1 protein-coding gene is annotated in these 1255 nt (G+C 53.4%); it reads right to left on the bottom strand.

Annotated elements, in window-relative coordinates:
* Positions 1-82: 82 nt before the first annotated feature.
* Positions 83-1141 carry an IS481 family transposase gene (locus ACOVRA_RS12365; RefSeq protein WP_298230839.1) on the bottom strand — a complete coding sequence of 353 codons (1059 nt, stop codon included), beginning with the start codon at positions 1139-1141 and terminating at the stop codon, positions 83-85.
* Between the last annotated feature and the right edge of the window lie 114 nt (positions 1142-1255).

Raw genomic sequence — 1255 nt, 5'->3', positions numbered from 1 at the left:
TGTAAAAGTATTTATGTAATCGGACATTTCCTATCCCCGGTTGTGCGGCTGTCAGCGGGGTAGAGACTGTCAGGTCATGCCATTATGCTGCTTGCATGTTGGCTTGTCCAATATTCTGTTTCTCGCGCGCTCTTGGTGCGCTGTCGAGGAATGTTTGCATCGGTGTTTTGCCATAGCACCATCGCCCCTGGTGGGTTCGCACCTGATTGTAGGTTTCAAGCCATGTATCAAGATCAGCCTGCAGGGCCTCAATACTGTCATAGACTTTCTTGCGGAAGGCGACGCGGTAAAATTCCTCCAGTACGGTCTTGTTGAAGCGCTCGCAGATACCATTGGTCTGGGGTGACTTCACCTTGGTGCGGGTGTGGTCGATATCCTCAACGGCCAGATAGAGCTCATACTCATGGCGCTCATGGGAGCCGCAATATTCGGTGCCTCTGTCGGTTAGCACCCGGTCCACTTTGATCCCATGCTCCTCAAAGAACGGGATCACCCGGTCATTGAGGGTATCGGCTGCTGTCAGCGGGGTCTTGCGGTCATAGAGTTTGGCAAAGCCCACCTTGCTATAGGTGTCGATCACCGTCTGCTGGTAGATTTTTCCCACGCCTTTCAATGTGCCGACATAGAAAGTGTCTTGGGCCACACAATAACCTGGATGTTCGCTTTCAAACTCGCCATGGGCCTCTTTGTCGGCTTTGGCCTTCTCCAGCGCCACCAATTGGCTCTCGGTGAGCACCCCACCCTCTTGGGCCATCTTGGCTTCTAGCGCTTTGAGGCGCTTCTTCACATTGGCCAGATCATGGCGCAACCAGATTGAGCGGACACCAAAAGGTGATACGCTGATCCCCGTCTTCTTCAACTCATTGGATACGCGCGCTTGGCCCCAGGCAGGCTCATCAATCGCCATTGCCACCACGGTTGCCTCCACCGCCGGATCCACCCGGTTCTTCAAATTCGGCTTGGACCGCGTCATCTCTTGTAACGCCAGTTCCCCGCCCTTCTCATACATGTCGCGGAACCGATAAAAACTGTCGCGGGAATACCCCATCACCCGGCAAGCCTGCGTTACGCTCCCCAGTTGCTTAGCCAACTCTAAAAGGCCAACTTTAGCCTTGATCACTTTGCCTTCCATACGTGTCATCGTCTTGATCCTTATCGAGACGGCCCACAAGCGCTGCGATACTTGATGGTCTTCGCGCTTGTGGGCCTGCACCGCAATTCATATCAAATGTCCGATCATGTTTAAACTTTTACA

The organism is Aquidulcibacter sp. (genome assembly GCF_049239865.1).
In the GTDB taxonomy this organism is placed as follows: domain Bacteria; phylum Pseudomonadota; class Alphaproteobacteria; order Caulobacterales; family Aquidulcibacteraceae; genus Aquidulcibacter.
This window is presented reverse-complemented; position numbering and strand designations above follow the sequence as displayed.